General features: G+C 63.5%; 27 protein-coding genes. 23 read left to right on the top strand and 4 right to left on the bottom strand.

Going from position 1 to position 25,222, the window contains the following annotated elements:
• The first annotated feature begins 1 nt into the window (after position 1).
• From HMPREF1546_RS06835 to HMPREF1546_RS06735, 21 genes are read left to right on the top strand one after another with little or no spacing between them, the layout of a single operon-like run.
• Positions 2-328: an energy-coupling factor ABC transporter substrate-binding protein gene (locus HMPREF1546_RS06835; RefSeq protein WP_021748786.1), complete on the top strand. Its 327-nt coding sequence runs from the start codon at positions 2-4 to the stop codon at positions 326-328.
• 6 nt (positions 329-334) lie between these two features.
• On the top strand, positions 335-1,231 hold the full coding sequence (gene cbiQ / locus HMPREF1546_RS06830) for a cobalt ECF transporter T component CbiQ (RefSeq protein WP_021748785.1): 897 nt from the start codon (positions 335-337) through the stop codon (positions 1,229-1,231).
• 9 nt (positions 1,232-1,240) lie between these two features.
• Complete coding sequence (locus HMPREF1546_RS06825) at positions 1,241-2,086, top strand: energy-coupling factor ABC transporter ATP-binding protein (RefSeq protein ID WP_021748784.1); 846 nt, start codon at positions 1,241-1,243, stop codon at positions 2,084-2,086.
• The gene (locus HMPREF1546_RS06820) at positions 2,083-2,868 is read left to right on the top strand and encodes a sirohydrochlorin cobaltochelatase (RefSeq protein WP_021748783.1); all 786 of its coding nucleotides are present in this window, start codon (positions 2,083-2,085) and stop codon (positions 2,866-2,868) included. Before HMPREF1546_RS06825 ends, HMPREF1546_RS06820 begins: the two co-directional genes overlap by 4 nt.
• On the top strand, positions 2,858-3,994 hold the full coding sequence (gene cbiD / locus HMPREF1546_RS06815; protein WP_021748782.1) for a cobalt-precorrin-5B (C(1))-methyltransferase CbiD: 1,137 nt from the start codon (positions 2,858-2,860) through the stop codon (positions 3,992-3,994). The genes HMPREF1546_RS06820 and cbiD overlap by 11 nt, the downstream gene beginning before the upstream one ends.
• A complete protein-coding gene (gene cobI / locus HMPREF1546_RS06810) occupies positions 3,991-4,683 on the top strand; it encodes a precorrin-2 C(20)-methyltransferase (RefSeq protein ID WP_036630029.1) in 693 nt (230 codons plus the stop codon). The genes cbiD and cobI overlap by 4 nt, the downstream gene beginning before the upstream one ends.
• Positions 4,684-4,687: 4 nt before the next feature.
• On the top strand, positions 4,688-5,446 hold the full coding sequence (gene cobM, locus HMPREF1546_RS06805) for a precorrin-4 C(11)-methyltransferase (protein ID WP_021748780.1): 759 nt from the start codon (positions 4,688-4,690) through the stop codon (positions 5,444-5,446).
• Positions 5,443-6,456 carry a cobalt-precorrin 5A hydrolase gene (locus HMPREF1546_RS06800; RefSeq protein ID WP_021748779.1) on the top strand — a complete coding sequence of 338 codons (1,014 nt, stop codon included), beginning with the start codon at positions 5,443-5,445 and terminating at the stop codon, positions 6,454-6,456. Before cobM ends, HMPREF1546_RS06800 begins: the two co-directional genes overlap by 4 nt.
• Entirely contained in the window at positions 6,449-7,180 is a 732-nt protein-coding gene (gene cobJ, locus HMPREF1546_RS06795) for a precorrin-3B C(17)-methyltransferase (protein WP_021748778.1), read from the top strand. Before HMPREF1546_RS06800 ends, cobJ begins: the two co-directional genes overlap by 8 nt.
• Positions 7,177-7,908 carry a precorrin-6A reductase gene (gene cobK, locus HMPREF1546_RS06790; protein ID WP_021748777.1) on the top strand — a complete coding sequence of 244 codons (732 nt, stop codon included), beginning with the start codon at positions 7,177-7,179 and terminating at the stop codon, positions 7,906-7,908. Before cobJ ends, cobK begins: the two co-directional genes overlap by 4 nt.
• The gene (locus HMPREF1546_RS06785; protein ID WP_021748776.1) at positions 7,905-9,125 is read left to right on the top strand and encodes a bifunctional cobalt-precorrin-7 (C(5))-methyltransferase/cobalt-precorrin-6B (C(15))-methyltransferase; all 1,221 of its coding nucleotides are present in this window, start codon (positions 7,905-7,907) and stop codon (positions 9,123-9,125) included. Before cobK ends, HMPREF1546_RS06785 begins: the two co-directional genes overlap by 4 nt.
• On the top strand, positions 9,122-10,516 hold the full coding sequence (locus HMPREF1546_RS06780) for a cobyrinate a,c-diamide synthase (RefSeq protein WP_021748775.1): 1,395 nt from the start codon (positions 9,122-9,124) through the stop codon (positions 10,514-10,516). Before HMPREF1546_RS06785 ends, HMPREF1546_RS06780 begins: the two co-directional genes overlap by 4 nt.
• On the top strand, positions 10,479-11,546 hold the full coding sequence (cobT, locus tag HMPREF1546_RS06775; protein ID WP_021748774.1) for a nicotinate-nucleotide--dimethylbenzimidazole phosphoribosyltransferase: 1,068 nt from the start codon (positions 10,479-10,481) through the stop codon (positions 11,544-11,546). Before HMPREF1546_RS06780 ends, cobT begins: the two co-directional genes overlap by 38 nt.
• Positions 11,543-12,070 (top strand): bifunctional adenosylcobinamide kinase/adenosylcobinamide-phosphate guanylyltransferase, encoded by a 528-nt coding sequence (locus HMPREF1546_RS06770; protein WP_021748773.1) that lies wholly within the window; start codon positions 11,543-11,545, stop codon positions 12,068-12,070. The genes cobT and HMPREF1546_RS06770 overlap by 4 nt, the downstream gene beginning before the upstream one ends.
• Positions 12,064-12,840 (top strand): adenosylcobinamide-GDP ribazoletransferase, encoded by a 777-nt coding sequence (locus HMPREF1546_RS06765; RefSeq protein ID WP_021748772.1) that lies wholly within the window; start codon positions 12,064-12,066, stop codon positions 12,838-12,840. The genes HMPREF1546_RS06770 and HMPREF1546_RS06765 overlap by 7 nt, the downstream gene beginning before the upstream one ends.
• The gene (locus HMPREF1546_RS06760) at positions 12,837-13,172 is read left to right on the top strand and encodes a bifunctional adenosylcobinamide kinase/adenosylcobinamide-phosphate guanylyltransferase (RefSeq protein WP_021748771.1); all 336 of its coding nucleotides are present in this window, start codon (positions 12,837-12,839) and stop codon (positions 13,170-13,172) included. The genes HMPREF1546_RS06765 and HMPREF1546_RS06760 overlap by 4 nt, the downstream gene beginning before the upstream one ends.
• Positions 13,169-13,777 (top strand): histidine phosphatase family protein, encoded by a 609-nt coding sequence (locus tag HMPREF1546_RS06755; RefSeq protein WP_021748770.1) that lies wholly within the window; start codon positions 13,169-13,171, stop codon positions 13,775-13,777. Before HMPREF1546_RS06760 ends, HMPREF1546_RS06755 begins: the two co-directional genes overlap by 4 nt.
• Complete coding sequence (gene cbiB / locus HMPREF1546_RS06750; RefSeq protein WP_021751808.1) at positions 13,771-14,739, top strand: adenosylcobinamide-phosphate synthase CbiB; 969 nt, start codon at positions 13,771-13,773, stop codon at positions 14,737-14,739. The genes HMPREF1546_RS06755 and cbiB overlap by 7 nt, the downstream gene beginning before the upstream one ends.
• Positions 14,739-15,797, top strand: a complete 1,059-nt coding sequence (locus HMPREF1546_RS06745; RefSeq protein WP_349134048.1) for an aminotransferase class I/II-fold pyridoxal phosphate-dependent enzyme — start codon at positions 14,739-14,741, stop codon at positions 15,795-15,797. Before cbiB ends, HMPREF1546_RS06745 begins: the two co-directional genes overlap by 1 nt.
• The gene (locus HMPREF1546_RS06740; RefSeq protein WP_021748766.1) at positions 15,794-17,284 is read left to right on the top strand and encodes a cobyric acid synthase; all 1,491 of its coding nucleotides are present in this window, start codon (positions 15,794-15,796) and stop codon (positions 17,282-17,284) included. The genes HMPREF1546_RS06745 and HMPREF1546_RS06740 overlap by 4 nt, the downstream gene beginning before the upstream one ends.
• Complete coding sequence (locus HMPREF1546_RS06735) at positions 17,281-17,952, top strand: precorrin-8X methylmutase (protein WP_021748765.1); 672 nt, start codon at positions 17,281-17,283, stop codon at positions 17,950-17,952. The genes HMPREF1546_RS06740 and HMPREF1546_RS06735 overlap by 4 nt, the downstream gene beginning before the upstream one ends.
• 139 nt (positions 17,953-18,091) lie before the next feature.
• Here HMPREF1546_RS06735 and HMPREF1546_RS06730 read toward each other — a convergent pair whose 3' ends face one another.
• From HMPREF1546_RS06730 to HMPREF1546_RS06715, 4 genes are all read right to left on the bottom strand, one after another.
• A complete protein-coding gene (locus tag HMPREF1546_RS06730) occupies positions 18,092-19,105 on the bottom strand; it encodes a uroporphyrinogen decarboxylase family protein (protein ID WP_021748763.1) in 1,014 nt (337 codons plus the stop codon).
• Positions 19,106-19,524: 419 nt separating this feature from the next.
• The gene (locus HMPREF1546_RS06725) at positions 19,525-20,163 is read right to left on the bottom strand and encodes a corrinoid protein (protein ID WP_021748762.1); all 639 of its coding nucleotides are present in this window, start codon (positions 20,161-20,163) and stop codon (positions 19,525-19,527) included.
• Positions 20,164-20,178: 15 nt separating this feature from the next.
• Entirely contained in the window at positions 20,179-21,717 is a 1,539-nt protein-coding gene (locus HMPREF1546_RS06720; protein WP_021748761.1) for an ASKHA domain-containing protein, read from the bottom strand.
• A 186-nt stretch (positions 21,718-21,903) separates the two neighbouring features.
• On the bottom strand, positions 21,904-22,455 hold the full coding sequence (locus HMPREF1546_RS06715) for a DUF2284 domain-containing protein (RefSeq protein WP_051319971.1): 552 nt from the start codon (positions 22,453-22,455) through the stop codon (positions 21,904-21,906).
• A gap of 173 nt (positions 22,456-22,628) precedes the next feature.
• Between HMPREF1546_RS06715 and HMPREF1546_RS06710 the strand changes: the two genes are divergently transcribed.
• Positions 22,629-23,942 (top strand): AraC family transcriptional regulator, encoded by a 1,314-nt coding sequence (locus tag HMPREF1546_RS06710; RefSeq protein WP_021748758.1) that lies wholly within the window; start codon positions 22,629-22,631, stop codon positions 23,940-23,942.
• Between the two features lie 2 nt (positions 23,943-23,944).
• Entirely contained in the window at positions 23,945-24,979 is a 1,035-nt protein-coding gene (locus tag HMPREF1546_RS06705; RefSeq protein WP_021748757.1) for a uroporphyrinogen decarboxylase family protein, read from the top strand.
• Positions 24,980-25,222 lie beyond the last annotated feature (243 nt).

The raw sequence follows: 25,222 nt of genomic DNA, 5'->3' as shown, positions 1-25,222 counted from the left end.
CATGACGAAGAATCAGAAGATCACAGCTGTCTCCCTGATCGCGGTGGGACTGATCGTGCTGGTGCCCCTGTTCGCTCTGCGGGGGGCGGAGTTTGGCGGAAGTGATGACGCCGGCAGCCAGATGGTGGAGCAGATCCAGGGCGAGAGCTATGAACCCTGGTTCACCCCCGTGCTGGAGCAGGTGCTGGGCGGAGAGCTGCCCGGCGAGGTGGAGAGCCTCTTTTTCTGCCTGCAGACCGGTATCGGCGTAGGGGTCCTGGCGTTTGGCTTTGGCTATCTGGTGGGACGGAGCCGGGAGAGAAAACGGCATGAACGACAGGAGGAGTGAGAGCGTATGACGGGAGTCCTGGCCGCCGGTGTGGTGCTCTGCCTGCTGCTGGGCAGGATGCCGGTGGGCTGGATCGCTGCGCTGTCGGTGCTGGCGGGGCTTTTGCTGCTGGCGGGCCACGCCCACGGCGGTGTGCTGACCATGGATGTGTATGCACACCGCTCCCGTCTCTCCGGATGGAACGCCCCCTTGAAAATGGCTGGCAGCGCGGTTCTACTGGTGCTGTGCGTGGCGTCGCCGGGGGCACGGATGCCCCTGATCCTGGCGCTGGTGCTGTGCGGGATGACTGCCTGGGGCGGAGGATTGGGGGCCAGGCGGTATCTGGCGCTGCTCCGGCTGCCGGCGGTCTTTATGCTGCTCTCGGCCCTGGCGCTGCTGTGGACCTATGCCCATGAGCCGGAGGGGTTGCTCTCCATTCCCTGCTTCGGCGGCTGGCTGGTAGTGACGGGAGAGTCCCAGGCCATGACGGGACTGGTGCTGGCCCGGGCTGTGGGGGCGGTGAGCTGTCTGTACTTCCTCAGCCTGACCACCCCTGTGCCGGAGGTGCTCTCCGTCCTGCGGCGGCTGCGGATGCCCGGCGTGCTTCTGGACCTGGCGATCCTGATCTACCGGTATATCTTCATTCTGCAAACAGCCTGCCGCGAGATGCGGGACGCCGCTGCCAGCCGCCTGGGATATGACGGCCTGGCAAGGAGCCTGCGGACCACCGGCATGGTGTACGGCAGGGTGCTGGCAAAGAGCTTCCGGCGGGCCGGCACCTGCTTTGACGCCATGGAGAGCCGCTGCTGCGGCGGGGAGATCTGCTTCCTTCCCCGTTCCGCGCCGCCCCGCCCTGTGGAGCTGTGGGTCTTCGCGGGATTGATGGCGCTCTCTGCCGGACTGCTGGCGGCGGAAATTGTTTGAGGAGGGCTTATGGAGGAACTGCTGCGCTTTGAAAATGTGTCCTTTGCCTACGAGGAAGGGCGGGAGGAGTATCCAGCCCTGTGCGGGTGCAGCGTGACGGTCTCGGCCGGGGAGCGGATCGCCGTGCTGGGAGAGAACGGGGCGGGCAAGTCCACCTTCTTCCTGCTGGCCAACGGCGTTCTTCGGCCGTGGGAGGGAACGGTGTATTTTCTGGGGCACCCTGTGGGGAGGCGGGAGCTCAACGACCTGCGCCGGGGCGTGGGACTGGTGTTTCAGGACCCGGACGTACAGATCCTGGGCGGAACGGTGGAGGAGGAGATCAGCTTCGGCCCCATGAACCTTCGCCTGCCCCGGCAGGAGGTGGTCCGCCGGGTGGAGGCGGCCCTGGAGCAGCTTCAGATCACCCATCTGCGCGCCCGGGCGCCTCAATACCTCTCCGGCGGGGAGAAAAAGCAGATCTCCATTGCCGACGTACTGGCCATGGAGCCGCGGCTGCTGCTGCTGGATGAACCGGCCGCCAGCCTTGATCCCAGGCACCGCCGGATCTTTGAGAAAACTTTGACGATGCTGGAGTCCTGGGGAATGTCCCTGATGGTGTCCACCCATGACGTGGACTTCGCCTGGCGCTGGGCGGAACGGGTCCTGGTGTTCCGCAGCGGTGAGCTTGCGGCAGATATGCCCCCCGAGAACCTGTTCCGGGACAGAGAGCTGCTGGAGGGCTGCGGCCTGGAGCAGCCCGTCCTGTTCCGGGCCGGAGAGGCGCTGGGGCTTGAGCCGCTCCCCAGGACCCTGGAGGAATTCGAGACCGCCGCCCGCCTGCTGGCCGGGACGGCAAAAAGGGAGGAAGGGACATGAAAAAAGCACTGCTGTGTGTCAGCTTCGGGACCAGTGTGCCGGAGGCCCGCGGGAGCATTGAGGCGGTAGAGGCGGCCCTGAAGCGGACGGCACCAGACCGCCGTCTGGCCCGGGCTTTCACCAGTACGATCATCCGCCGGCTCCTGTCCGCCCGGGGAGAGGAGATCCCGGGCGTGTCCGGCGCCCTGGAACAGCTCGCGGAGCAGGGAGTGGAGGATGTGCTGGTTCAGCCCACCCACATTCTCTTTGGCAATGAGTACGAAAAGATCTGCCGGGAGATGGCCCCCTGGAAGGACCGTTTCGCGGCGCTGACGCTGGGGCCGCCCCTGCTGGGCGGCACTGACGACCTGCGGCAGCTTGCGCAGGTCCTGTCGGCAGCCTGGCCGGCGCAGGAGGATGAAGCCCTGGTGCTCTTTGGACATGGAACGGACCACTTCGCGAATGTCATGTATGCGGCACTGCAGACGGTGTTCCAAATCCAGGGCCGTGAGGATGTTCTAGTTGGCACCGTGGAGGGCTGGCCCGCCTATGAGGAGGTGTCCGCTCAGCTCCGGAGGAGCGGGCGGAGAAGGATCCGCCTGGCACCGCTGATGCTGGTGGCCGGGGACCATGCCCTCAACGATATGGCCGGCCCGGAGGATAGCTGGCGCACCCGGCTGGAGGCGGAGGGATACCGCCTGCGCTGCGAGATGCAGGGCCTGGGTCAGCTGCGGGGCGTACAGGAGATGTACTGCCGCCATCTGGAGCAGGTGCTGCGGAGGGAGACGGCAGATGGCCTTTGAGCATTACATCCGCAGCGGACAGAAATGGCTGCGGCAGGGGTATACCACCGGCACCTGCGCCGCCCTGGCCGCAGCCGGAGCCACCCGTTTTCTTCTGACCGGGTCCCCTCCACAGACCGCGGCGCTGGTGACACCTAAGGGCCTGGAGGTGGAGGCCCCGCTGCTCCGGCAGGCCCTGAAGGGGGACTGCGCCTCCTGCGCGGTGGAAAAAGACGGCGGCGATGACCCTGACGTGACCCACGGGTGCCTGATCTTTGCCGACGTGGCCCGTATCGCCGCCGGGGTGGAGATTGACGGGGGAGAGGGCGTCGGCCGGGTGACGCGCCGGGGGCTGGACCAGCCTGTGGGCGCCGCCGCGATCAACCATGTGCCCAGACAGATGATTGCCGCCGCTGTGGAGCGGGAGTGCCGGGCCGCCGGCTATAACGGCGGCATCCGGGTGGTGATCCGCATCCCCGGCGGCGAGGAACTGGCCCGGCGGACCTTCAACCCTCACTTGGGAATTGAGGGGGGACTCTCCATCCTGGGAACCTCCGGCGTGGTGGAACCCATGAGCCAGCAGGCCCTTGTGGACACCATCGGCGTGGAGCTGCGGCAGGCCAGAGCCTATGGCGCGGACCGCCTGCTGCTGACCCCCGGAAATTACGGACTGGATTTTCTGTGCCGGAGCGGGCTGGAGCTGCCCGGCGTCCCATGTGTCAAGTGCTCCAACTTCCTGGGGGAGGCGCTGGATATGGCCGGGGGAGAGGGCTTTTCCGCCGTGGTGGTGGTGAGCCATGCGGGAAAGCTCGTCAAAGTGGCTGGCGGGGTGATGAACACCCACTCCCGGTTGGCGGACTGCCGGATGGAGATCCTGGTGGCCCATGCCGCAGTCCAGGGGGCGGATCAGGTACTGTGCCGCCGACTGATGGAGGTTGCCACAGTGGACGCCGGAATCGCTCTTCTGGAGGAGGCCGGACTCCGCCGGCCGGTGATGGCCAGCCTGATGGCCGCCATTCAGACCCATCTGGAGCGGCGGGCAGGCGGTGTCTTCCAGGTGGGCGCGGTGATGTTTTCCAACGAATACGGCCTGCTGGGGCAGACCCGCCAGGCAGAGGAACTTTTGTCAAGATGGAGGAGCGCATGAGAAAGGGAGTATTTTATGGAGTGGGCGTGGGCCCCGGCGATCCGGAGCTGATGACGTTGAAGGCGGTGCGGCTTCTGGAGCGGTGCCGTGTTGTGGCCGCGCCCCAGACGAAAAACGGCGAGATGCTGGCCCTGCGCATCGCTGCCGGGGCGGTGGACCTCAAGGGGAAGACCGTGGTGCCCCTCTCCTTTTCCATGAACCGGGATCCCGCTGTGCTGGAGCAGACCCACCAGAGGGCGGCCCGCACGGTGGCGGAGTTCCTGGACCGGGGAGAGGATGTGGCCATGCTGAACCTGGGGGACGTGTCCATCTACGCCACCTGCTCGTATCTTGCGGAGCTTCTGCGGGGGCAGGGCTATGAGACGGTGATGATTGCCGGGGTCCCCAGTTTCTGCGCGTCGGCGGCCAGGCTGGGGGTGAGCTTGACGGAGATGAACCAGGGGCTACACATCCTGCCGGGCAGTGCCGACACGGAGGCTGCCCTGGCATTGCCGGGCACGAAGGTGCTGATGAAATCCGGCCAGCAGCTCCCGGCGATCCTGCACAGCCTTGAGAGCCGCGGCCTTCTGGTGGAGAGTATGCTGGTGGAGAACTGCGGCATGCCGGGCGAGGCGGTGTACCCGGACCTTTCCCGGGAGAGGCCGCCGGAACACACAGGCTATTTTGCCACATTGATTGTGAGGAGATGAACGTATGGTGCACTTTGTCGGCGCCGGCCCCGGCGCCCCGGACCTGATCACCCTGCGGGGGGCGGAGCTGCTGCGCTCCGCCGATGTAATCATCTATGCCGGGAGCCTGGTGAACCCGGCGCTTCTGAAGATGGCGGGGGAGGACTGTGAGATCTACAACAGCGCGGAGATGACTCTGGAGGATGTCCTGGAGGTCATGGAGCGGGCGGAACGGGAGAAGAAGAACACTGTCCGGCTCCACACCGGGGACCCGTGCCTGTATGGGGCCATCCGGGAGCAGATGGACGCGCTGGACAGCCGTGGCATCCCCTATGACGACACGCCGGGCGTCTCCAGCTTCTGCGGCGCGGCAGCGGCTCTCGGGGCCGAATATACGCTCCCGGACGTCAGCCAGAGCGTGATCATCACCCGCATGGCCGGCCGGACCCCGGTGCCGGAGGGGGAGAATCTGGCCTCCCTGGCGTCTCATGGGGCCTCCCTGGTGCTGTTCCTCTCTGCGGGGATGCTGGATAAGGTCCAGGAGGAGCTGCTCCGGGGGGGAGCCTACATGGCGGAGACCCTGGCGGCCCTGGTGTACAAGGCCACCTGGCCGGAGGAGAAAGTGGTCCGCTGTACCGTGGGGACGCTGGCCCGCACTGCGCAGGAGGCGGGCATTCGCAAAACTGCCCTGGTGCTGGTGGGGGATTTCCTGGGAGATGCCTACAGACGCAGTAAGCTGTATGACCCGGCCTTTACCACGGAATTCCGGGAGGGGAGGCCGTGAGCGGGCGGGATATCGCCTTCGCCGCCTTTACCGACCGGGGCGCCGCCCTGGCGGAGCGGCTGCACCGGGGACTGGGAGGTACACTGACGAGGATTGGGGCGGGCCAGGGAATTTCCCTGGAGAATTGGACCCGGGACGCCTTCCAGACAGGCTGTCAGGCACTGGTCTTTGTGGGGGCTGTGGGCATCGCTGTGCGGGCAATTGCTCCCTGCCTGCAGAGCAAGGCTGTAGACCCGGCGGTGGTGGCTGTGGATGAATCGGGACGCTATGCTGTGCCGGTAGTCTCCGGGCACTTGGGCGGCGCCAACGATCTGGCCAGGGAGATCGCCCGGATCTGCGGTGCGGAAGCGGTGATCACCACCGCCACAGATCTCCGGCACGCCTTTGCTGTGGACGAGTGGGCGCGCCGTCAGGGGTGCGTTGTGACAGAGCCCGGTAAGATCAAGGAGATCTCCTCCCGGGTGCTGCGGGGGGAGAGCATCCGCGTCTTCTCCCGCTGGCCTGTGTCAGGGACGCCCCCGGAGGGCGTGCTCCTGACCGGAGAGGAAGGATGTCACGTGAGGGTGGATGTGGGCCGGGGAGATGGCAGAGCCCTTTCGCTGGTGCCCCGGGTGGCGGTCCTGGGGGTCGGCTGTAGGAGGGGCACCTCACAGGAAACTCTGGAGGCGGCCTTTTCAGCCCTGTGCAGAGAGACCGGGCTGTGGCCGGAGGCGGTGGTCCTTGCGGCTACCATCGATCTCAAGGCGGCGGAGCCGGGGCTTCTGACCTTCTGCGCCTCCCGGGGGTGGCCGCTAGCGGCCTATTCTACCAGCCAGCTCATGGCAGTGGAGGGGACTTTCACTGCCTCCGAGTTTGTCAGGCGCGTCACCGGGACGGACAATGTATGTGAACGAAGCGCCGCCCTGGCTGCAGGGGGCGCTATCTGGACGGGAAAACACGCAGGAGACGGCATCACCATGGCGGTAGCCCTGCGGCCGGTTTCCCTGGATTGGAGATGGACGAATGCGTAAAGTGTATGTAGTGGGGCTGGGTCCCGGGGACAGTCGCTGCCTCACCGCCGAGGCGCGCAGCGCCCTGGATGAGGCCCATGTGCTGTGCGGCTATGGGGTGTATGTGGATCTTGTAGCGCCCCTGTATCCTGAAAAAGAGGTGTTCACCACCCCCATGACCCAGGAGTTGGAACGCTGCCGCTGGGCGCTGGAGAGCGCCCGGAGCGGCCGGACCACCGCCCTGGTGTGCAGTGGAGACGCGGGGGTCTACGGTATGGCGGGGCCCCTTCTGGAGCTGGCCCGGGACTACCCGGAGGTAGAGGTGGCAGTGGTGCCGGGGATCACTGCGGCACTTTCCGGCGCTGCGGTGCTGGGTGCGCCGCTGGGGCACGACTTCTGTGTGGTCTCCCTGTCGGATCTGCTGACGCCCTGGGAAACTATCAGCCGGCGGCTGGAGTGCGCCGCCGCTGGGGACTTTGCCCTGTGCCTGTACAATCCCGCCTCCCGCAAGCGGCGGGACTATCTGCGCCGGGCCTGTGAGATATTGCTGCGCCATCGGTCCGGAGACACGGTGTGCGGCTGGGTGCGCAACATCGGCCGGGAGGGGCAGGAGTCCCGCCTGCTGACGCTGCGGGAGCTGCGGGAGGAGCAGGTGGACATGTTCACCACGGTCTTTGTGGGCTCCTCCACCACCATCCTGGCGGAGGGCCATATGGTGACTCCCCGGGGGTATCGCCAGAGATGAACATTCTGATTTTCGGCGGCACCACAGAGGGGCGGGAGATATCGCACCTTCTGGCAGAGCGGGGAGCGCAGGTGCTGGTGTGTGTGGCCACCGAATACGGCCGGGAGGAGCAGGGGAAAGCCCCCGGGATCACGGTGCTGACCGGACGGAAGGACAGGACGGCGATCCTCTCGCTGCTGGAGGGAGCGGACCTGTGCATCGACGCTACGCACCCTTACGCGGAAAATATCTCCCGGACTCTCCGGGATGCCTGTGACGCCGCGGGCGTGCCTCTGCGGCGTCTGCTGCGTCGGGAGAGCGCTGCAGACGGGATCCAGGTGGCGGACGCGCCTGCCGCCGCCGCTCTGCTGGCGCAGGAGCGGGGCAACATCCTGCTGACCACCGGCAGCAAAGAGCTGGGGGCTTTTTCCGCCATTGAGCCGCAGCGGCTTTATCCCCGGGTCCTGCCCAGCCATGAGAGCCTTTCGGCCTGTGAGGCCGCGGGCATCCCCCACCGGAACATTCTGGCCATGCAGGGACCTTTCTCCCAGGAACTTAACGAGGCGTTAATTCGCCAGTACCACATCGCTTGGGTGGTCACCAAGGACGGCGGCACCGCTGGGGGATTCCCAGAAAAGGCCCGGGCGGCGGAGACTACGGGAGCGGAGCTGATCGTGCTGTGCCGCCCGGAGGATCAGGGAGAGGATCTGGCATCTATTGTAAAACTGTGCGAGGAGATGATGAGATGACGCTGACACTGGTGGGCATGGGCTGCGGCAGTGCAGCCACGCTTACGGAGGAGGGGAGGCAGGCTCTTTTGCAGGCGGACCTTCTGATCGGCGCGTCCCGGCTGCTGGAGGACCTGCCGGAGGGATGTACCTCCCGCCGGAGGGCGGCGGTCCGCACGGAGGAGATTCTGGAGCTGCTGCACCTTGAGGGGGCACAACGGCCTTGTGTGCTCTTCAGCGGAGACACAGGGATCCACTCCGGTGCCAGCCAGCTGCTGCGCCGCCTGCGGGAGATGGGGGGGGAGGATATCCGCGTGCTCCCCGGAATCTCTAGCGTGCAGCTGCTGGCAGCCCGCCTGGGCAGACCCTGGCAGGATTGGAATCTGTGCTCTGCCCACGGTACGGACTGCGACCCTGTGCCTGCCGTGATGGACGGCCGCCCGGCCTTCTTCCTCACCGGCGGCGCTGATGGACCCGCCCGCCTGTGCCAGGCCTTTGCGGAGGCGGGACTGGGCGGCCTTCCGGTAACGGTGGGGGAACGCCTCTCCTATCCGGACGAGCGTGTGGTGTGCGGGACGGCGGGGTCGTTTTCCCACAGGAAATTTGACTCGCTCTCGGTGCTGCTGGCGGAGGCGGCGGAACCGTCCGCTGTCCGGCGCACCCCTGGATTTGCGGACGAGGCCTTTTTGCGGGGCAATGTTCCCATGACGAAGCAGGAGGTTCGCGCCGCTGCCCTGGCGAAGCTGGCCATTCGGCCCGGGGACACCGTCTGGGATGTGGGGGCCGGCACTGGAAGTGTCTGCGTGGAGATGGCCCTGGCGGCCCGGCGGGGCCGGGTATATGCTGTGGAGCGCCAGCCCGAGGCCTGCGGCCTGATCCGGCAGAATCGGGAGCGGTTCGGCGCCTGGAACCTCACTGTGGTGCCTGGGCGCGCGCCGGAGGCCCTGGCCGGGCTGCCCGCGCCGGACGCAGTATTTGTGGGCGGCAGCGGCGGAGAGCTGGCAGACATCCTGACGGCTGCGATGGAGCGGAATCCGGCGGCCCGCATCTGCGTCTCCGCTGTCACTCTGGAGACGCTGGCCGCGGCTACTGCGGCCCTGACAGCTGCGGGACGGGAGGCGGAGGTATGCCAGATCGCGGTGAGCCATACCAGGGCGGCGGGGAGGTATCATCTTCTGACGGCTGCCAACCCGGTTTTCCTCATCTGCGCGAAGGCGCCTGCGGGAGAAGAACCGTGATCCGGCTGATGGTGTCCGCCCCGGCATCCTCCTCTGGAAAGACCGCCGTCACCTGCGCGCTTCTGACGGCGCTGCGGCGCCGGGGGCTGGACCCCTGCGCCTTCAAATGCGGGCCGGATTATATCGATCCCATGTTTCACCGCTCCGTACTGGGTGTGGAGAGCCATAATCTGGACCTGTTCTTCACGGAGAGGGCGGCCATGAAGAATCTCTTTGACCAGTGGTGCCGGGGCCGCGGGGCGGCGGTGTGCGAGGGGGCCATGGGCCTGTACGACGGCGTGGGCGGCACGGATCAGGCCAGCGTCTGGCAGGTGGCGGATGCCCTGGAGCTGCCGGTGCTGCTGGTGGTGCGCACCGGCGGCGCGGGGCTGACGCTGGCCGCGCAGATCCGGGGGCTTCAGAGCTTCCGGGAGAACAGCCGCCTGAGGGGAATCCTGCTCAACCAGTGCCGGCCGGAACTGTGCCGCCACCTTGCTCCGATGCTGGAGCGGGAGACGGGCCTGCCGGTGCTGGGGTGCCTGCCCCGGGAGGAGCGGGCGGAGGTCCCCAGCCGCCATCTGGGGCTGTACGCTGCCGGTGAAATCCAGGATCTGCGGGCGCGGATCGGGCTGCTGGCCGACGCGCTGGAGAGGCATGTGGATCTGGATCGGCTGCTGGAACTGTTCAGCGGGCCGGATTGGCCGGGAGATCCCGCGCCGCCGGTGCCCGGACATGGAACCGCCATTGCAGTGGCCCGGGACGAGGCGTTTTGCTTTACCTATGCCGAGACGCTGGAGACCCTGGCCCGGGCTGGCGCGCGGCTGCTGTTTTTCAGCCCCCTCCGGGACCGGGCCATCCCGGAGGGGAGCTGCGGACTGTATCTGCCGGGGGGATACCCGGAGCTGCATGCCGCGGCCCTGGCACAAAACAGCGCCATGCGGGCGCAGATCCGCGCTGCGGTGGAGAATGGCATGCCCACAGTGGCGGAGTGCGGCGGCTTTTTATATCTGGGACGGGCTCTGCAGGACGCTCAGGGACATCCGTGGCCGATGGCCGGCTTGCTGCCTGGGGAGGGGTTCCCCACAGGGAAGCTGGTGCGCTTTGGTTATGCCGTGCTCACAGCACAGGAGGAGAGCCTGCTCTTCCGCCCGGGAGAGCAGGTGCCGGTCCATGAGTTTCACCATTGGGACAGCTCTCATAACGGCGGAGCTTTTAAAGCAGAAAAAACGGGGACAGGCCGGAGCTGGCAGTGCGGGTTTGCGTCCCCGACGCTGTACGCAGGGTTCCCACACCTGTATTTTGCAAGCAGCCCGCAGATGGCGGAGCGGTTTGTCGCCGCGGCGGAGCGATATGGAAAGGAGCGGAGAATAGGGTATGAACTTGCGGGAAGTTGTGGAGAAGATTGGACCTGAGGACCAGGGGGCCCGGGAGGAGGCCCACCGACGCTGGAGCGCCTGTGCAAAGCCCCTGGGAGGACTGGGATTTCTGGAGACGGTGGTGGAGAACGTGGCCGCCCTTACGGGGAGTGCCGCAGTGGATTTCAGCCACCGGGCACTGCTGGTATTGTGCGCCGACAACGGGGTGGTGGCCCAGGGGGTCACCCAGTCCCCCAGCTCCGTCACAGCGGCAGTGGCGGGGAATCTGGCCGCCGGACGCAGCTCTGTCTGCATGATGGCGAAGGTGGCTCGCTGCCGTGTGGTGCCGGTGGACATGGGAATCCTGGACTTTTCCGGCCTTCCTGGCCTGCTGGACCGCCGGATGGGCAACGGAACCCAGGATATCTCCGTGGGACCCGCCATGACCCGCCGTCAGGCCGAGCAGGCGGTGCTCACCGGAATCGAGCTGGTCCGGGAACAGCAGGAGCAGGGATGCCGTCTGCTGGCCACCGGAGAGATGGGCATCGGAAACACCACCACCTCCAGCGCGGTTGCCTGTATGCTTTTAGGCCGGCAGGTCCAGGAGCTGACCGGCCGGGGCGCCGGACTGTCGGACCAGGGCCTCCGGCGGAAGATCGAGGTGATCCGCCGGGCAATTGCAGTGAACCGGCCCGACCCGGAGGACCCTCTGGATGTGCTGAGCAAATTGGGCGGCTTTGACATTGCGGGACTGTGCGGGATATTCCTGGGCGGCGCGCTGTACGGCATCCCGGTGCTAATCGACGGAGTAATCAGTTCCGCTGCGGCTCTGTGTGCGGAGAGGCTGTGTCCAAACTCTGCCAAAGCCATGGTGGCGAGTCATGTCTCCCAGGAGCCGGCGAGCCGCCTGTTGCTGGAGGTCCTGGGCAAGCGCCCGCTGATCACGGCGGGTATGCACCTTGGAGAGGGCACCGGCGCCGTGGCAGCCATCCCCCTGCTGGACATGGCTCTGGCGGTGTACCAGGGCAGCAGCACCTTCGACGAGACGGGGATCGAGGCCTATCAGCCTTTGGGAGGTCAGCCATGATGACGCTTGTGGTAGGCGGCTCCGCCAGCGGAAAGAGCGCCTGGGCAGAGGAACTGGCGGTGCGCTCCCCCGGCAGGCCCCGGATCTACATCGCCACCATGGAGCCCTTTGATGAAGAGTGTCTGCGGCGCATCGACCGCCACCGGCAGATCCGGGCCGGCCGAGGCTTTGTGACGGTGGAGTGCTACCGGAATCTCAGGAACCTGTCCATTCCCACGGGGAGCACGGCTCTGCTGGAGTGCATGGGAAATCTGTGCGCCAACGAGCTGTTCCGGCCGGGGGACACTCCCGCGTCGGCGCTGGAGGCGGTCCTGCGGGGCGCGGACGCCCTGCGCTGCCAGTGCGGGGAGCTGATCGTGGTCTCCAATGAGGTGTTCTCCGGCGGCAGTCAATATGGCGAGGGGACGCTGGAGTACCTACGGCTGCTGGGAGAGGTCAACCGGACCCTGGCGGCCTGGGCGGACTCTGTCTGCGAGGTGTCCTGCGGGGTTCCGATCTACTACAAGGGGGGAGAGCGATGCTGATCCTGGAGACCGCCGCCGTGGCCTTCTCCATGTTCTCGGCGCTGCCGGTGCCGCAGCCTGTCTGGAACCAGCGGAACATGCGCTATGCCATGTGCGCCTTTCCCCTGGTGGGGCTGGTGCTGGGGGCACTGTGGTGGTGCTGGGCGGCTCTTTGCTGCCGCCTGGCCCTGCCGGAGCTGCTGCGGGGCGCGGGATTGTGCCTGCTGCCGGTGGTGGTGACGGGCGGCATCCACCTGGATGGCTATGCCGATACCAGCGACGCACTGGCAAGTCACGCCCCCCCGGAGCGGCGCCGGGAGATCCTGTCGGATTCTCACTGCGGTGCCTTTGCCATCATTCGCCTGTGCACCTATTTCGTGGGGTATTTTGCGCTCTGTACCGCTGTGGATCCCACGGGACCGGCTGCATTGTGTATGGGACTGTCCTTCGTCCTCTCCCGGGCCATGTCGGGGGTTGCCATCACGGCCTTTCCGCTGGCCAAGGACACGGGGCTGGCCCATACGTTTGCTTCCGCCGCCCACCGGGGGCGGGCGCGAATCATCCTGGCGGCCACGGTGCTTCTGACCGGAGTGCTGATGTGGGTCCTAGGCACCGTGCCCGGCGCTGCTATGACGGCCGCGGCCGCGGTGGTGATGTGGCACTACAGCTGCACCGCCCGGGCCAAATTCGGCGGGATTACAGGCGACCTGGCCGGCTGGTTTATGCAGAGGGCGGAATTTTGGATGCTGGCGGCGTTGGTGGTCTGCCAGCAGGTGGAGGAGCTGCTATGATATTCATTACCGGACCGCTGTTTGCCGGAAAGCGGCAGGCGGCGATGGGGCTTTTGGGCTGGAGCCGTGAGGAACTGGAGAAAAAGGCTGTCTGGGACGTGCAGGACCTGGCCCCGAACGCGGAGGACCTGGAGGCCCTTGCCCGGCGGCTGAGCGACTACCCTGTAGTCATCGCCACGGAGGTGGGAGGGGGCGTGGTGCCTGCCGATCCGGCGGAGCGGGCCGCCCGGGAGGCGGCTGGCCGCCTCAGCTGCCTGCTGGCGCAGCGTGCACAAACTGTTGTGCGGGTATTTTGTGGGATTCCCACCGTGCTCAAGGGGGCTTTGGGATGAGAGTGTATCTGCTGCGTCATGGGCGCACGGCCTATAACGATGAGCAACGCTATCAGGGCCTGCGGGACATCCCGCTCTCTCAGATGGGAGAGGAGGAGCTGCGGCCTGTGGAAGAGGCACCGGAGACCGTCTACGTCTCGCCGCTGAGCCGGGCGCGCCGCACGGCAGAGCTGCTCTTTCCCCACGCCCGCCAGGTGCCTGTGGAGGGGTTCCGGGAGATGGACTTCGGGGCCTTTGAAGGGCGCAATTACAAGGAGATGGAGCATGACGCGGCCTACCGGGCCTGGGTGGAGGGCGGCTGCGAGGGGACCTGCCCCGGGGGGGAGAGCCGTGGACAGTTCTGCCGCCGGGTGCGGGAGGCATTTTCTGATTTGATGGATGCCACGCTCGCCCGGAGCGAGGAGTGGGTTGTCGTCGTGGCCCACGGCGGTGTGCTGATGGCGGCGTTGGAGACATTCGCCCGGCCCGGGCGGCCGTATTTCCAGTGGACGGCCCCCTGCGGAGGTGGGTTTGCGCTGGAGACGGACAAGGGGCTCTGGAGACGGGAACACGCCCTGCAACTCACAGGGGAGCTTTGGTATGGGAAAGGCGGAGAGCGATGCTGATTCTTGGAGCTGCGGTGTGCGGCTTTCTCCTGGATCTGCTGCTGGGAGATCCGGAGTGGATGCCCCACCCGGTGGTGCTGATGGGAAAGATCATCTCCAGGGCGGAGGGCACCCTCCGGCGGAGATTCCCTCCCACCCCGGGAGGAGAGATCGCTGCGGGGACCATTCTGGCGGCACTGCTGCCGCTTGGGACGCTGGCCTTTTGCGGCGGCGTGTGCTTCCTGGCCCTGTGCATCCATCCGGCGCTCTGTTTCGCTGTCCAGACGCTCTGGTGCTGGCAGGCCCTGGCGATGCGGGGGCTGCTGCAGGAGAGCGCGGCGGTCCAAAGGCAGTTGGAACGGGAGAATCTTCCTGCGGCCAGGGCTGCGGTGGGGCGCATCGTGGGCCGGGACACAGACCGCCTGACGGCGGAGGGCGTCATCCGGGCGGCAGTGGAGACTGTGGCGGAGAATTTCTGCGACGGTGTGGCAGCGCCCCTTCTGTATATGTTCCTCGGCGGCGCGCCCCTAGCGCTGGCCTATAAGGCCGTCAACACCATGGACAGCATGGTGGGGTATAAAAACGAGCGGTATCTGTACTTCGGCCGGCGGGCGGCCCGGCTGGACGACGCTGCCAATTACCTGCCCGCCCGCATCGCGGCGCTGTTCTGGATAGCCGGGGCGGGCCTTACCGGCCAGAGTGCCGCCGGAGCCTTCCGGATCTGGCGGCGGGACAGGCGCTGCCACGCCAGTCCCAATTCAGCGCAGACGGAGTCCGCCTGTGCCGGGGCTTTGGGAATCCAGTTGGCGGGACCTGCCTGGTATTTCGGGCAGCGGTATGAGAAGCCGACCATCGGGGATGCGCTGCGCTCCGCGGAGCCGGAGGACATCCGCCGGGCGGGCCGCACCATGGCCTTTGCCGGCGGGCTGCTGCTGGCGGCGTGCGCGGGCATCCGCGCGGCGGTCATCCTGGGAGGGATATGATGAGTGAACTGTTGACACACGGCGGAGACTGGGCCGGATTCCTGAGCGAGAGAGGGAAACTTCCTCTGGACTTCTCTGCCAGCATCAGCCCGCTGGGCGTTCCCGGGGGCGTGCGTGCGGCTGTCCGGCAGGCAGCGGGGCAGATGGACCGGTATCCGGACCCTCTCTGCCGGGCACTGCGGGAGTCCATTTCCGAGTATGAGCTTGTGCCGCCCCAGCAGATCCTGTGCGGAAATGGGGCGGCGGAGCTGATTTTCCGGGTGGTGTGGGCACTCCGGCCCCGGCAGGCCCTGGTGACGGCCCCTACCTTTTCCGAGTACGGCGCGGCCCTGCAGTCCGTGGGATGCGCTGTCAAGACGTGGTCCCTGCCTGAGAAGAGAGATTTCCGGCTGGAAGAGGGGGTCCTGGACGCCATCACCCCGGAGACGGACCTGGTATTCCTCTGTGAGCCGAACAACCCCACCGGCGTGACTGCGGGCCGTCCCCTGCTGCTGCGGATTCTGCGGCGCTGCCGGGAGACGGGGACGCGGCTGGTTTTGGACGAGTGCTTCGGGGATCTGCTGGACGATCCGGAGTCCCACACCCTGAAGGGGGAACTGGAGGCGTATCCCAATCTCCTGATCCTGAAGGCGTTCACGAAGCTCTACGCCATGGCGGGCATCCGCCTGGGATATGCCCTGTGTGCCGACCGGGCGCTGCTGGAGAGGATGTATCTTGCGGGACAGCCCTGGTCGGTGTCTGTTCCGGCCCAGGCGGCGGGCGCGGCGGCCCTCAGGGAGACGGCTTATCGGGAGCGGGTCCGTTCTCTGGTGAGGCGGGAGAGGCCCTGGCTGGCAAAGCGTCTGGGAACCTTGGGACTGCGGGTGGTGCCCGGCGAGGCCAACTATCTGCTCTTTCAAAGTCCCGTATCTCTGGGAGAACCTCTTGCCCGGAGGGGGATCCTGCTGCGCAGCTGCGCCAACTATATAGGATTGGATGAGACCTGGTACCGCACGGCAGTGCGGACCCGACGGCAGAATCAGCGCCTGATGGAGGCATTGGAGGAGATTGTGAAATGAGCAGAGCGAAGTGCATCATGGTCCAGGGGACCATGTCCGGGGCCGGCAAAAGTGTGCTGTGCGCCGGGCTGTGCCGGATTTTCCGGCAGGACGGCTACACTGTGGCACCTTTCAAAAGCCAGAATATGGCGCTGAACAGCTATGTGACCGCGGACGGGCTGGAGATGGGCCGCGCGCAGGTGATGCAGGCGGCGGCCGCCGGACTGGAGCCGGACGTGCGTATGAATCCCGTTCTTCTCAAGCCCTCCAGCGACACCGGCAGCCAAGTCATCGTGAACGGAGAGATCCGGGGACAGATGACGGCACGTGAATATTTCCGGTACAAGCGGCAGCTGCTGCCGGAGATCCTGGCGGCCTATGACTCCCTGGCCTCCCAGTACGACATTGTGGTCATCGAGGGAGCCGGAAGTCCGGCGGAGATCAATCTGCGGGCGGAGGATATTGTGAACATGGGCCTTGCAGAGCAGGTGAACGCACCGGTGCTGCTGGCGGGGGACATCGACCGGGGCGGCGTGTTCGCCCAGCTGTACGGGACAGTGGCATTGCTGCAGCCGGAGGAGCGGCGGCGGATCAGGGGCCTTCTCATCAACAAGTTCCGGGGCGACCCGGAGATTCTGCGGCCGGGCCTGCGGGAGCTTGAGGAGCGGGCGGGCATCCCTGTGCTGGGGGTGGTACCCTATCTTGCGGTGGATCTGGAGGATGAGGACTCCCTCTCCCCCCGTCTGGCGCAGAAGGACAGCCGCAGCCCGGTGGACATCGCGGTGATCCACCTGCCCCGCATCTCTAATTTTACGGATTTTGCCCCGCTGGAGAGCCATCCTGCCCTCGGTGTCCGCTATGTGGGGCGGACCGAGGAACTACGCCATCCGGACCTTGTGATCCTGCCCGGGACCAAGAGCACCACGGCAGACCTGATCTGGCTTCGGGAGAGCGGCTTGGAGGCGGCGATCCTGAAGCTGGCCGCCGTCGGTACACCGGTGCTGGGCATCTGCGGAGGTTACCAGATGCTGGGAGAGGTCCTGGAGGACCCGGACGGCGTGGAGGGGACCCTTCGCCGGATCAAGGGCATGGGCCTCTTGCCCTGCAGCACGGTGTTCGCCCCGGAGAAGATCCGGACCCGGGTGCGGGCCGAGACCACCGGCGGCCCCCTGGGGGGCGCGGCGCTGGATGGATATGAGATCCACATGGGGCTGACGCAGGTCCGGGGAGAGCCGTTCTGCCGCCTGGAGAGCGGTTTGGAAGACGGATGCCGGCAGGGAAATGTGCTGGGCACCTATCTCCACGGACTTTTTGACAGCGGGGCGCTGACAGACAGGCTGGCCCGCTGGCTCTGCGGCAGGAAGGGGATCGACCCCGGCTCCGCCGCTCCGGAGCTGTACCGGGACTATCAGGCACGCCAGTATGACCTGCTGGCGGAGGGGCTGCGAAATGCCATAGACATGGAGCAGATCTATCGGATTTTGAAAGAAGGAGGCGGCGGAAAATGAGCCTGACCCACACAAGACCAGCGGATATCGAACGCACCAGCATGGCCATCATCCGGCAGGAGCTGGAGGAGCAGGGACTCACCCTGCCGGAGGGCGCGGAGGGAAGCGTGGTCCAGCGGGTGATTCATGCGACTGCGGACTTTGACTTTGCCAAAACCCTGCACTTTACGCCCAATGCCGCCCAACAGGGGGTGGAGTATCTCCGCCGGGGCGGTGTGATCGTAACGGATACCCATATGGCCTGCTCCGGTGTCAGCCGCGCCGCACTGGAGCGGCTGGGCGGCAGGGCCGTGTGTTATATGGCGGACCCGGACATAGCGCAGGAGGCCCGGAGACGCGGGACTACCCGGGCACTGGTGTCCATGGAACGGGCAGTGGCGGCGGCCCCCCAGGCGATTCTGGCGGTGGGAAACGCCCCCACTGCACTGTTGAAAATCGCCCAACTGCTGGGAGAGGGCGCCCGTCCCACGCTGGTCATCGGAGTTCCGGTGGGCTTTGTCAATGTGGTGGAAAGTAAGGAACGGCTGCTGGACATCTGCCGCCAGTGCGGGGTGCCCGCCATCGTGGCTCTGGGCCGGAAGGGGGGCAGCACTGTGGCCGCGGCCATCTGCAACGCGCTTTTGTACGCGGCGGAGGGGACTCTGGACCCCCGGGACCGGGGGTGGTGACGGGGTGCCAGCCGGCCCGCCGGTACTGCCCCGGCTGTATCCGGCAAAAGCGGCCGCGGACTGTCCTCCCCGGCCGGAACACAGAAGCACTGCCCGCTGCGCTGTTTGCGCGGCGGGCAGTGCTTTATAGGCGATAATTTTACTTGTTTTTGTAGAACTCGTCCACAGCCTGGAAGAAAGCGTCGATATTGGCCCAGGGAGACATGGGAGGCACATCGCAGCCGGTGGAGATGACGAAGTTGGGGTGATTGCAGCACTCGCCCATGATCCGCAGGGTTTCCTCCCGGACAGACGCGGGCGTGCCGTTGCGCAGCTGTCTTGCGGGGTCCACATTGCCCATGGCGATCTTGTCGGCGGGAATGTGCTCGAGCATTTCCTTCATAGAGATGGCATTGCCGAAGTGGAACATGGCGGCGCCGGTGTCCAGGATGGAGTCGATCATCTGGATGGCAGCATTGCCGCAGTTGTGATAGACCACCAGGAAGTCGTCACTCTGGACTGCTTCCACGATCTTCTTCACATAGGGGGCAGAGAACTCCTCCGCCAGGGCAGGGGACAGGAGGCCTGCCAGAGGCTCGGCCAGCACCACGCCGTTGGCACCCACCTGCTTGTAGGCGGAGCAGTAAGCGATCAGGAACTCGGTCACCTTGTCCATCAGGGCGGATACCATCTCTGGCTCCTCATAGCAGTAGATCATGGCCTCGGTCACGTCCATCAGGCGGCCGGCCAGGGAGAAGGGGCCGATCACACCGGCAAAGACGGGACGGTCTTCAATCAGCTTCATGGCCTTCTCAATGGATTCGATGTAGATGCCTGTGCGGCCGGCGCCGACAGCGGGGACCTTCAGGGCGTCCACTTCCTCGGCAGAGGACACTAGCGCGCCCACCACAGTGGGGACCTCGTCATCAGAGAAACGGATCTGAGAGCCGAAGCATTCTGCTTCCACAGAAAGGTCCATCAGACTCACAGCGGCGGCGGCGGGCACCCGGTCGGCCACCATCTTCATGCCCTTGGACTGAAGGTCGCTGCTGGAGATCAGGTCCCGCACAGTGATGTCCATCAGTTGGATGGCCGGGAAGGACAGGACCGGCATGGCGCGCTTGACAGGAGCGTCGAGGACCTCCTGCACCCACTGCTTCATATTGCGTTTCATACTCTTACCCCTTTGTCAATTAATATGGAGAGCGCCTGTAAGAGGCTTTCTGATTATAATTTACCTGATTTTTGGCCGAAACTCTTATAGAAACTTGCGAATTTTTGTAATTATTAGCCTTTTTGAGATGTGGCATATGCAGCGGCTGGACAGGTGGCGTGAGGGTGTGTCCGCCATGGCGAGATAGTCCCCATGCGGCGATTGAGGCGTTCTCGTATCACCAGAGAATCTGTGCCTGAACGCGGGGATGAAACGCACCGTTCCGGTCTAAGGGGAACAGAGGCGGAGAGAGGCGAATATCGCTGCGTTGCTGACATGCCGTGATAAAAAGCATCTCTTTTTATCGAAGAAAGACCGCCCCAAACTGCAGGTTCAGGGCGGTCACAGTTGCCGGATGGAATTTGCTTAACAATCCGCAGTCAGGCCGCGCAGAAGGCCAGAGCCGCAGCGGCGGCAGCGGTGGCGTCGGGGGTGTAGCAATCGGCACCGATGGACTGGGCGAAGCTCTCCGTGATGGGGGCGCCGCCGACCATGATCTTTACCTTGCCATTCAGGTCAGAGGCCTTGACGGCATCCACCACAGTCTTCATCTCGCCCATGGTGGTGGTCAGCAGGGCGGAGCAGGCGATCACCTTGGCACCGTGCTCCTTGGCAGCTTCCACAAAGGCGGAGGCGGGCACGTCCACGCCCAGGTCCACGACCTTCAGGCCCTTGCCCTCCATCATCATGCGGACCAGATTTTTGCCGATATCGTGGAGGTCGCCCTTGACGGTGCCCAGGATCACCGTGCCCTTTTCCTCCACGCCGGCAGCGACCAGCAAGGGACGCAGCACCGTGATGCCCTTGTTCATGGCGCGGGCCGCCACCAGAACCTCGGGGACAAAGACCTCGTTGTTCTTGAATTTGCCGCCGATGACGTTCATGCCGGCCAGCAGGCCGTCCTCCAGAATGTCCTGGGGGGAGATCCCTTCGTCAATGGCCTGCTGAACAAGCTCTTTGACCTTTGGCGCCTTGCCGGCCTGCAGATAGGTGCTGATCTCGTTGAGAATTTCGCTCATGTTTTTCGTCTCCTTTTATTCTTCAGATTCAAAAGTGATATGGTCAATGTAGTTGTCGGAAAAGGTGCTGTTGCCGGACAGGGGGATTTCCTCCGAACGGCTGGTGATATCCGACAGGATATCCATATAGGATGGATCCAGCAGCAGGGTCACAGCTCCCGCGAGGGCGGCGTTGCCCAGGACACGGGCCTTGGGCCGCAGACAGGGCGGAAAGAGTCCGATCCGGGCGGCGCTGCCCAAATTCATATAGTGGCCGAAGCCGCCGGCAATGTAGAGTCGATGTACCTGTTCCGGTTGGAGAGAGGCGGTCTCCAGCAGCGTCTGGATCCCCGCGCACAGAGCCGCCTTGGCCAGTTGGATCTGGCGGATGTCCTTCTGTGTGAGGTAGACAGAGGTGCCGGGAAACTGCACGGCGGACTGTCCGTTCCGATCACAGACCAAAGGACTGGATTTCTCCAGCAGACCGGATTCATCCAGGACACCGCACTCCAGCAGCACGGCCACAGCGTCCAGCGCGCCGGAGCCGCAGATGCCCTGGGCTTCCGCTCCGCCGATCACAGAAATGGTGAGAGAGCCGTCCTGTCCCGGAGAGACGGTGCTAATGGCGCCGGGGGAGGCCTGCATGCCGCAGGAGAGTCCCGCGCCCTCAAAGGCGGGACCCATGGCGGTGGAGGCACAGTAGAGCCGCCCCTGATGGAAGAGGACGATCTCCCCATTGGTCCCCAGGTCCGCCAGCACGGCGGTTTCATCCACCCGGCCCATTAGGCCGGAGGAGAGGACGGCGCAGACGATGTCGGCGCCCACATAGGGACCCAGGCAGGGTGGGAGATATGGGGCGATGCCGGCAATGGCAGTCCTGCCGGTGCACCCAAAGAGGGACGCGGGCGTAAAGGGGGCCACTGCAATTCCGCGGGGATCAAGTCCCTCCCAGAAGTGCAGCATGGTGGTGTTTCCGGTGATCACGGCGGCGTCCAGGTGGTCCGTGCCTGCTTGGCGCATGCAACTGGCAGCCATCTCTTCCAGCTGGCAGTGGATGCACGCCTGAAGGGAAGCGACGCCCTGCTGGTTGGAGGATTCGATCCGTGAAATCACGTCGGCGCCGAAGCGGTCCTGACGGTTTATTCCAAGAGCCTCCGCCAGAAGTGCGCCGGTCTCCAGCTGGTAGAGCTGCATTGCCACAGTGGTGGTCCCAATGTCCACCGCCAGCCCCAGCCCCTGTCTACCCAGGGTGTGTTCCGGCAGAGTGACGGCCGAGAGGGTAGAAACGGTTGTTTTCTCATGGAACAGGACGCTGGCATCCCCCACGACCCTGGTAAGGCAGGCCAAGCGCACGCCGCCGGCCTGCTCCTCCGGGGAGAGGAGAGCGGCTTCCTCGGCGGTCAGTGGAGAGAAGGCGCCGGAGCAGCGGACCTTGCACTTCCCGCAGGTGTGATTGCCGCCGCAGGGCATTTGAAGACCAATGCCGGCCTGCTGCAGAACAGCGGCCAAAGACTGTTTACCGGAAAAACTCCAGTGCTTGACAGCGGAGTCGGCATGGATGGTAAGCGTTGGCATAAGCTCCTCCTCAGTAGTCTGATTGCATCATAAAACGAGAAAGTTTTTTTGTCACCCCGATTTTTACAAATGCGCAACAAATTTCTAAAAAGCGCAAAAAATTTAAAAGTTTCACAAGAGCAACATGATATAATCAACCTGAACTGGGCAAAACGGCGGATTTCCTGAGAAGTACAAGCGTTTTTGTTATCCCTGGAGCAACGCTGTGCCGAAGTATGTCACGGTGTTCACTCCATTGATATAGTGCATTCTGCAACGCTCGGCAAGGCGGGATACGTCAATGCAGTACGCCTCCAGTGATGACATAGCTTCGTCCGGAAATCGGCAGGGAGAGTCCGTTTTCTTTGCGCAAATGGAGCATTTGCGGCAGCCCCCTGCCCCCAGCTGCAAAAAGGAAGAACAGCCGTTCTCCAATAGCAGAAAGCGAATGTTTCGGGCCAGCTGGTTCTGCTGTTGGCCAGCCGCCAACATCCCCTCGATATCGAAGCTGTCCTCCAGCGGAGAGATGGTTTGATAAACCAACGCCCACTCAAAGGCTTTTGCCTGTTCGATCAGCTCTTCGGAGGAGCCTATGTAAGGTGGACACATCCAACAGGCACCATACATACCACACGCATTTGAGCGACAGAGATCTCGAAAACTTGGATCGAAGGGAAGCTGAGAAACTGGAAGAAGCGCCGCATGGCTGGCCCCTAAAGACAGGACCTGCTGGATGAGCGTCTGATGATATTGCGCCATATAGATCAATTCCTCCAAGACCATGGTTGTTTTTTGCGGGCAGTTCTGGCAAAATGAATGTTAAAACCGTTAGGAGCACTGCATTTATTATAATCCAGCGCAAGTGCGGTTTCTTTCAATTATTTCTCCTGTTTTGCAATCTTTTGCGGAAATGATCCGAAGGAGGGAGGGGCATGAGGAAGAACGAGAATTTTGATGTGGTGCTGGCAAAGGACTGCGCCCGTGCCTTTACGACTTCCACAGGGCTTGGAACGGTGGTCTCATTGGCGGATGGAGAGCCGTTGGCGACCTATGGCACATATCACTGTGAGAACTGCCGCATATGCCAGCTGGCGGGGAAACAGCATACGCTGTGCATACAGAGCCACATCTACGGCATGAACGAAGCGGAGCGATTCGGCGGTAAGTATGTTTATTTTTGCCCGCTGGGTCTGACTTGTTTTACATCTCCGATTGTGGGGACGGACAGTACCGACGCTAAGATTACGGTAGGGCCCTTCCTGATGATGGGCCGGCAAGACTACATCCATGATGACCTGCTCCCCCGCGCACAAATGCCTTATGATTTGCAGGAGCTGACTGCTGAAGTACAGAAGATCCCGGTGGTTCCAGCCGCGCGGGTGGAGGATATTTCTTCTCTGCTGTTCATGGCCGTAGGATTTATGAACAATGTTTGGGCTGCCAGCAATATGCTGGAATTGCAGGAATCCTACTCTATTCAGAAGCAGGTCTCCTCGTATCTCTCTGCCATGAAGGGGGAAAAGCAGCCTCCGCCCTATCCGTTCGCCGTGGAGAATGAATTGCTGGATAGTATTTCCCATCTGGACCGGGAACGGGCCAATCGATGCCTCAACGAGCTGCTGGGGCATATCTTCTTCACTTTGGGCGGGAACCTTTTTGTGGCAAAATCCCGTATCTATGAGTTGCTGGTGCTGATCTCCAGAGCGGCAATCACAGGCGGGGCTGATGCGCAGACCATGCTCATGATGACCCACGATTACTCACAGATTATTCCTCGGATTTCCAGCATGGACGAACTGTGCAGCTGGCTGGCTAAGACGATGAATCGCTTCATGGATAATCTGTTTCAATTTTCTGATGTCAAGCACGCCAACATTATCCATCAGGCCACCCAGTACATCCGTACCCATTATGCTGAAAAGCTGACGCTGGACAGCGTGGCCGGACAGGTATATCTTTCCCGCGCTTATTTCAGCCGCATCTTCCGGCAGGAGACAGGCGTTACGTTTAACGCATATCTGAACGCCGTCCGCATTGAGCAAAGCAAAAAGCTCCTGATGGACCAGTCGGTCCGGATGATCGACATCTCGCTTATGGTGGGATTTGATAACCAGAGTTATTTTACAACTGTGTTTAAAAAAATCACGGGAATGTCTCCGTTGCAATACCGTGAGAAAAAATGCAAGGGGTTTGGTCAGGTAAAACAACTTGAGGCCGATCCCCCCACGCAAAAGAAAGGAAATTGATTATGTCTACTCTGAAAGAAAGAAACGCAGAACGGCTGAAAAAGAGCATCGCCGGAGAGAAGGCGGATGGCCATGCAGTATTCAACTACTACACATATCCCTTCTTTCACGCGGTAACGAAGGTGCCCCTGAATGAGTATTTCCATAATCCAAAGGTGATGTTCGATGCCCAGCTGGAGGCGCTTGAGCTGTTGGACGGCTGCGGCAATTTTGCTCCCGACGCCGGCGCAGTTGCTGAGTGCAGCGCTTTGGGCGGAAAAGTGCGTTTTGACGAACACGGCTATATTTCCGTAGCGCCCGCTGAGATTGAGGAACTGGATGATGTACTGGCAATCAAACCGGGTGATCCTTACGGCAACAACTATATGCGCATTGCGCTGGAGCAGCTGGAATACATGGTGGAGCACTGCCCGGCCGGCTACAAGGTGAACCCTCACGCTATCATGGGACCTTTCACAGTGGGTGCCCAGCTGCGCGGCATCAGCGACTTCTGTGCTGACACGATTGCTGACCCGGATCTGGTGTGGGCCATTTTGGACTTGGTCATCGAGACCCAGGTGAACTTTATCAAGGCACAGGAGAAGATCCTGGGCGCTCCGCTGCACCACATCCTGGTGTGCGACGACCTATCTGCCTTCCTCAGCGAGCCGGCGTATCAGGAGTTCATTCTGCCCGCCTATGACAAGCTCTTTAAGGAATTTCCCAACACCCAGCGGTGGCTGCACAATGACTCCACCGCACGCCACGTTGCACCCGATATCCCCAAGGGCGGTATGGTGGCCTGGCAGTATCATCCCAGTATTTCTCCCCAGGATGCACTGGCGCTGACGGGCAATAAAGTCTCCCTCTTGGGCGGCCTAAACCCTGTGGAGCTAGCTGGATTGACAGAGGAACAGACCATCGAGAAATGCAACCAGGTCATCGACTCCTTCGGAGGAAACAACCGCTGTGTGCTGGCGGCCGGCGGCTCGATCAACCAGGTGCCTCTGGCAAACCTGCGGGCGATGTTCCGGGTGGCTGACGAGCGGAAAATTTGAATCGTACGGGTTTAGGGACCTGCCGCCACATTCGGCGGCAGGTCCGTTTTGTATCGAGATTCCTGCCCTTTTTATTTGTATATGCCACCCCAGTCATATTACAATAATATAAAAAGGATACCGCAGTGTACTCGTGATACAATAGGATGTTTTTAATGGAGAAATGATGACGCAAGCGTGGGATATAGGAGAAAGTTGCATGATTAACCCGAAGAGCTTGATTGAGATGCTGGAGTCCTCTTA

This window comes from Oscillibacter sp. KLE 1745 (genome assembly GCF_000469445.2).
GTDB classification, from domain to species: domain Bacteria; phylum Bacillota; class Clostridia; order Oscillospirales; family Oscillospiraceae; genus Oscillibacter; species Oscillibacter welbionis.
Note: the sequence above shows the minus strand (reverse complement) of the source record. Positions and strands in the feature narration are given on the sequence as shown.

What these genes read in the sequence shown, in the direction of transcription:
- HMPREF1546_RS06710 (WP_021748758.1), top strand. Translation starts at nt 22,629, where the DNA reads ATGAGGAAGAACGAGAATTTTGATGTGGTGCTGGCAAAGGACTGCGCC.
- cbiD (WP_021748782.1), top strand. Translation starts at nt 2,858, where the DNA reads ATGGCCTTTGAGCATTACATCCGCAGCGGACAGAAATGGCTGCGGCAG.
- HMPREF1546_RS06820 (WP_021748783.1), top strand. Translation starts at nt 2,083, where the DNA reads ATGAAAAAAGCACTGCTGTGTGTCAGCTTCGGGACCAGTGTGCCGGAG.
- cobM (WP_021748780.1), top strand. Translation starts at nt 4,688, where the DNA reads ATGGTGCACTTTGTCGGCGCCGGCCCCGGCGCCCCGGACCTGATCACC.
- cbiB (WP_021751808.1), top strand. Translation starts at nt 13,771, where the DNA reads ATGCTGATTCTTGGAGCTGCGGTGTGCGGCTTTCTCCTGGATCTGCTG.
- HMPREF1546_RS06730 (WP_021748763.1), bottom strand. Translation starts at nt 19,105, where the DNA reads ATGAAACGCAATATGAAGCAGTGGGTGCAGGAGGTCCTCGACGCTCCT.
- HMPREF1546_RS06740 (WP_021748766.1), top strand. Translation starts at nt 15,794, where the DNA reads ATGAGCAGAGCGAAGTGCATCATGGTCCAGGGGACCATGTCCGGGGCC.
- cobT (WP_021748774.1), top strand. Translation starts at nt 10,479, where the DNA reads ATGAACTTGCGGGAAGTTGTGGAGAAGATTGGACCTGAGGACCAGGGG.
- cobK (WP_021748777.1), top strand. Translation starts at nt 7,177, where the DNA reads ATGAACATTCTGATTTTCGGCGGCACCACAGAGGGGCGGGAGATATCG.
- HMPREF1546_RS06785 (WP_021748776.1), top strand. Translation starts at nt 7,905, where the DNA reads ATGACGCTGACACTGGTGGGCATGGGCTGCGGCAGTGCAGCCACGCTT.
- HMPREF1546_RS06755 (WP_021748770.1), top strand. Translation starts at nt 13,169, where the DNA reads ATGAGAGTGTATCTGCTGCGTCATGGGCGCACGGCCTATAACGATGAG.
- HMPREF1546_RS06735 (WP_021748765.1), top strand. Translation starts at nt 17,281, where the DNA reads ATGAGCCTGACCCACACAAGACCAGCGGATATCGAACGCACCAGCATG.
- HMPREF1546_RS06770 (WP_021748773.1), top strand. Translation starts at nt 11,543, where the DNA reads ATGATGACGCTTGTGGTAGGCGGCTCCGCCAGCGGAAAGAGCGCCTGG.
- HMPREF1546_RS06765 (WP_021748772.1), top strand. Translation starts at nt 12,064, where the DNA reads ATGCTGATCCTGGAGACCGCCGCCGTGGCCTTCTCCATGTTCTCGGCG.
- HMPREF1546_RS06720 (WP_021748761.1), bottom strand. Translation starts at nt 21,717, where the DNA reads ATGCCAACGCTTACCATCCATGCCGACTCCGCTGTCAAGCACTGGAGT.
- HMPREF1546_RS06705 (WP_021748757.1), top strand. Translation starts at nt 23,945, where the DNA reads ATGTCTACTCTGAAAGAAAGAAACGCAGAACGGCTGAAAAAGAGCATC.
- cobI (WP_036630029.1), top strand. Translation starts at nt 3,991, where the DNA reads ATGAGAAAGGGAGTATTTTATGGAGTGGGCGTGGGCCCCGGCGATCCG.
- HMPREF1546_RS06835 (WP_021748786.1), top strand. Translation starts at nt 2, where the DNA reads ATGACGAAGAATCAGAAGATCACAGCTGTCTCCCTGATCGCGGTGGGA.
- HMPREF1546_RS06760 (WP_021748771.1), top strand. Translation starts at nt 12,837, where the DNA reads ATGATATTCATTACCGGACCGCTGTTTGCCGGAAAGCGGCAGGCGGCG.
- HMPREF1546_RS06725 (WP_021748762.1), bottom strand. Translation starts at nt 20,163, where the DNA reads ATGAGCGAAATTCTCAACGAGATCAGCACCTATCTGCAGGCCGGCAAG.
- HMPREF1546_RS06745 (WP_349134048.1), top strand. Translation starts at nt 14,739, where the DNA reads ATGAGTGAACTGTTGACACACGGCGGAGACTGGGCCGGATTCCTGAGC.
- cbiQ (WP_021748785.1), top strand. Translation starts at nt 335, where the DNA reads ATGACGGGAGTCCTGGCCGCCGGTGTGGTGCTCTGCCTGCTGCTGGGC.
- HMPREF1546_RS06825 (WP_021748784.1), top strand. Translation starts at nt 1,241, where the DNA reads ATGGAGGAACTGCTGCGCTTTGAAAATGTGTCCTTTGCCTACGAGGAA.
- cobJ (WP_021748778.1), top strand. Translation starts at nt 6,449, where the DNA reads ATGCGTAAAGTGTATGTAGTGGGGCTGGGTCCCGGGGACAGTCGCTGC.
- HMPREF1546_RS06715 (WP_051319971.1), bottom strand. Translation starts at nt 22,455, where the DNA reads ATGGCGCAATATCATCAGACGCTCATCCAGCAGGTCCTGTCTTTAGGG.